Genomic DNA, 4,364 nt, shown 5'->3' with positions numbered 1-4,364 from the left:
CGGGCCCCCCGCCGGGCCCCCCCCCCCGGGGCCCCGGGGGGCGGGGCCCCCGCCCCGGCGAACAAGCATCAATGCAGCAATGACCCCAGCTGCTGCGCGGCTTCGCGCAGGCGCGGCAGCAGCTGCGACTGCATCACGCCCAGGTTCACGCGGCCGGCCTGGGTGCCGATGTTCAACGCGGCGATCACCTCGCCACTGCGCGAACGCACCGGCACGGCGATCGAACGCAGGCCGATCTCCAGCTCCTGGTCCACCAGTGAAACGCCTTCGCGGCGGACCTTCTCCAGCGTTTCCAGGAAATCATCCATGCGGGTGATCGTGCGCTCGGTGCGCGGGCGCAGGGGCGTGCGTTCCAGATAGCCTTCCAGCGTGTCGCGCGGCAGGGCCGCCAGCAGGACCCGGCCCATCGAGGTGCAGTACGCCGGCAGGCGGCTGCCCGCGCGCAGGCCAATGGACATGATGCGCACGGTCTCGGCACGCGCGATGTACAGGATGTCGTCGCCATCGAGCACGCCCAGCGAACATGATTCGTGCACGTCGTCGCGCAGTGCATCCAGCACCGGTTGCGCGGCGGCGGTCATCGACGAAGACGCCACGTAGGCGCCGCCCAGCCCCAGCACGCGCGGCAGCAGCACATAGCCGCGGCCCTGTTCGCCCACATAGCCCAGCTTTTCCAGCGTATACAGCACGCGGCGCACCGCCGCACGCGAGATGCCGGTGTCGCTGCTGATCTGTGACATGGTCACTTCGCGCGGATGCTGCGAAAACACGCTCAGCACGGCCAGGCCGCGGCCGAGCGAGGTCATGAAATCCGGATCGCCCTGGTTGCCCTGGATCTGCTGCATCAACTCATGGGCCAGCCCGCGCTCCTGTGGCGGGGCCGTGGAACGCTTGGGGCGGCGGCTGGGAGGAACAGCAGGCATGGCAACCGGTTTCATCTACGTAAGCCCTGCATGGTAAGCGCTGGGCCGCAGGATCGGTACCCGCACGCCGTGACCACGATGGGCCACGGCGTGGGCACGGTTCACTTGCTCTGCGGCAACGCGTAGGCGATCACGTAATCGCCGCGGTCCGGCGACTGGCGCGCGCCACCGGCGGAAATCACCACGTACTGGCGGCCGGTCTTCGGCGAGACATAGGTCATCGGCGTGCCCTGGCTGCCCACCGGCATGCGGGCCTTCCAGACCTCCTTGCCGCTGCGGCTGTCATAGGCGCGCAGGTAGTAATCCTGGGTGCCGGCGAAGAACAGCAGGCCCGACTGCGTAGCCAGCGAGCCGCCCAGCGTCGGCATGCCGATCGGGATGGGCAGGTGCATCTTGATGCCCATCGGCCCGGTGTCCTGCACCGTGCCCACCGGCACCTGCCAGACCAGCTTGTGGGTGGCCAGGTTGATGGCCGACATCGTGCCGAACGGCGGCTGCTGGCAGGGAATGCCCAGCTTGGACAGGAAGCGGTCGCGCAGCGAGCCATACGGCGTGCCGGTCTGCGAAGCGGCGCCCATTTCCACGCCACCATCGCCGCTGGTCATCTGCGCACGCGGAATCAGCTTGGTCCACAGGCCCAGGCGCATGTCGTTCACGAACAGGTAGCCGGTGGTCGGGTCGACCGAGGCGCTGCCCCAGTTCATGCCGCCCAGCGAACCGGGCCACTGCAGGGCCAGGTCTTCGCCCGGCGGGGTGTACATGCCGTCGTAGCGGAACTGCTTGAACTGGATGCGGCACAGCATCTGGTCGATCGGCGTGGCGCCCCACATGTCCGATTCGGTCAGCGTCTGCGCGCCGATCTGCGGCAGGCCCACCGACAGCGGCTGGGTGGCAGCGTAGCGCTCGCCCTGGGCGTTGCCCTGCGGTGCGGGAATTTCGCGCACTTCAGTGATCGGCTGGCCGGTCTGGCGGTTCAGCATGAAGATCTGGCCGGCCTTGGTGATCTGCAGCAGGGCCGGCAGCGTGCCGCCCTTGCCGTCGGGCACATCGGTCAGGGTCGGCTGCGCGGGCAGGTCGTAATCCCACAGGTCATGGCGCACGGTCTGGTAGACCCAGCGCTCCTTGCCGGTGGCCACGTCCAGCGCGACCACGGCCGAGCTGTACTTGTCGTCCTGCGGGGTGCGCTCGCCGGCCCACTGGTCCGGCGTGGTGTTGCCGGTGGGCAGGTAGACCAGGCCCAGCTGCGGATCGTAGGCCATCGAGGTCCACACGTTCGGCGTGGCGCGGGTGTAGTGGATCGACGGATCCAGCGGCACGTCCGGGGTTTCCTTGGACAGATCCCAGACCCAGGCCAGCGCGCCGGTGCGCACGTTGTACGCACGCACCACGCCGGACGGTTCGCCCACTTCAATGTTGTCGGCCACGCGGCCGCCGACCACGATCAGGTCACCGGCCACCAGCGGTGCGGCGGTCAGGGTGTAGAAGCCGGGCTTGATCTCGCCCATGCCCACCTTCAGGTCGACCACGCCGTTGCTGCCGAAATCCGGGCAGAGCGCGCCGGTCCTGGCATCCAGCGCGAACAGGCGGGCATCGATGGAGGTCATCAGGATGCGCTTTTCGCAGATCGCCGGCGTGCCTGTGGCAGCGGCGACATTGGGGGCCGGTGCGGACGGCTCGACCGCAGCGGCGGGCGCGGCGACGGCGGTGCTGCTGTCGAAGTAGCCCAGGCCGCGGCAGCGCTGCCAGTTCGGTGCAGTGGCCTTGGGATCGAAGGCCCAGCGCTGCGTGCCCGAATCTGCATCGATGGCGATCACCTGGTTGTGCGGGGTGCACAGGTACAGGGTGTCGCCGATCTGCAGCGGGGTGTTCTGGTCTTCGGCGCCGAAGCCGTTGCTTTCCGGTACATCGCCGGTGCGCGCGGTCCAGGCCACCTGCAGCTGCTGCACGTTGTCGGGGGTGATCTGGTCCAGCGCGGCGAAGCGGGTGCCGGCGGTGGTGTTGCCCCAATGCATCCAGTCACGCTGCTCGCTGCCCTTGGCCACCGGCACTACCGGCGGCACATCGCCTGCGGCGGACACGACCGGGCGCGGCTGGAAGGCAGACACCGCGGTGGCCAGCAGGCCCACCAGCAGCACGGCGGCAACGCCGTAGGCACCGCGGCCGGCCGCTGCGCCACGGCTGCGCCGCAGCAGCGGCCAGGCCAACGCCACCAGCAGGGCCAGCACCGCCGGCATCACCAGGCGCGAGACCAGCGGCCAGAAATTCCAGCCGGCATCGACCAGTGCCCACACCACGGTGGCCACGAAGGCGGCGCCGTACAGCAGCGCACCGGCCGGGCGGCGCGCCAGCAGCAGGGCACCGGCCAGCGCCGATGCCAGACCCATCAGCAGGAAATACCAACTACCTCCCAGCAGGGCCAGGCGTACACCGCCGACCAGCAGGGCCAGGCCGAACAGTGCCACCAGAATGCCGAGCAGGACCAGCAGCACCCGGCACAGGGCCGGAACTTTCGTCGTCTCGTCCACGTTGCATGAACCTCGTATCGAAAAACCCCCACGGCCGTGGGGGAAGGCCCGCGCGCGCCAGGCGTGGCGGGGACCGTTCGGCATCCCTGGCTGCGGGCCGTCCAGCGGGCGGGCAGGCAGTGACCTGCTTATGGCGCAGGCGGAGTGAATGGCCGGTTAGGGCGATTATCGCACGTGTGTGCGATTTTGGCGTGACATTGGGCAGGCCACGAATGGAACGTTGCGGCGCGCCCATGCCGGGAACGGGCAGCGTTCAGGCGAACCGGTTACCCTATGCCGCCATACAAGCTGGTAGCTGCAATGACCGACGCCACCGTGGCCGTCCCCGCCTGGGCCTCGCGCCTGCGCGATATCGCTGATTTCCCCAAGCCCGGCATCCTGTTCAAGGACATCATGCCGCTGCTCGCGCACGGCGAAGACTTCCGCGGCGCGATCACGGCCATGGCCGATCGTTGGCGTGACCAGAAGCTGGATGCGGTGGTCGGTATCGAATCGCGCGGTTTCATCCTGGGCGCGGCCATGGCGCTGGAACTGGGCGTGGGCTTCGTGCCGGTGCGCAAGCCGGGCAAGCTGCCGGGCAAGGTGCTGCGCGAGGAATACACGCTGGAATATCGCAGCGACTGCATTGAGGTGCACGCCGATGCGCTGCACGCCGGTGCGCGCGTGGCCATCATCGATGACGTGCTGGCCACCGGCGGCACCCTGGTCGCCGCGCTGTCGCTGGTGCGCCGCCTGGGCGTGGACGTGGTCGGCGCCGGCGTGCTGGTGGAACTGGACGGCCTGGGTGGCCGTGGCCGCTGGGAAGCTGATCTGCCGCTGCACACCGAGCTGGTGTTCTGATTGTGTCGCCGGGGGGGGGGGGGGGGCCCCCCGCCCCCCCCCCCCCCCCCCCCCCCCCCCCCCCCCCCCCCCCCCC

General features: G+C 69.6%; 3 protein-coding genes. 1 reads left to right on the top strand and 2 read right to left on the bottom strand.

Features of this window, described 5'->3' with window-relative positions; translation table 11 throughout:
• Positions 1-68: 68 nt before the first annotated feature.
• Complete coding sequence (locus tag IAE58_RS19680; protein ID WP_199933246.1) at positions 69-923, bottom strand: IclR family transcriptional regulator C-terminal domain-containing protein; 855 nt, start codon at positions 921-923, stop codon at positions 69-71.
• Between the two features lie 101 nt (positions 924-1,024).
• On the bottom strand, positions 1,025-3,448 hold the full coding sequence (locus tag IAE58_RS19675) for a membrane-bound PQQ-dependent dehydrogenase, glucose/quinate/shikimate family (protein ID WP_199933245.1): 2,424 nt from the start codon (positions 3,446-3,448) through the stop codon (positions 1,025-1,027).
• Positions 3,449-3,748: 300 nt separating this feature from the next.
• On the opposite strand from IAE58_RS19675, the gene IAE58_RS19670 reads away from it, so the two are divergent.
• On the top strand, positions 3,749-4,288 hold the full coding sequence (locus IAE58_RS19670; protein ID WP_108752856.1) for an adenine phosphoribosyltransferase: 540 nt from the start codon (positions 3,749-3,751) through the stop codon (positions 4,286-4,288).
• The last annotated feature ends 76 nt before the right edge of the window (positions 4,289-4,364 follow it).

The organism is Stenotrophomonas sp. S49, from assembly GCF_016624905.1.
GTDB lineage: Bacteria > Pseudomonadota > Gammaproteobacteria > Xanthomonadales > Xanthomonadaceae > Stenotrophomonas.
Note: the sequence above shows the minus strand (reverse complement) of the source record. Positions and strands in the feature narration are given on the sequence as shown.

Bases quoted from the DNA above. Each gene is read 5' to 3' on its own strand.
- IAE58_RS19670 (WP_108752856.1), top strand. From the start codon at position 3,749: ATGACCGACGCCACCGTGGCCGTCCCCGCCTGGGCCTCGCGCCTGCGC.
- IAE58_RS19680 (WP_199933246.1), bottom strand. From the start codon at position 923: ATGCCTGCTGTTCCTCCCAGCCGCCGCCCCAAGCGTTCCACGGCCCCG.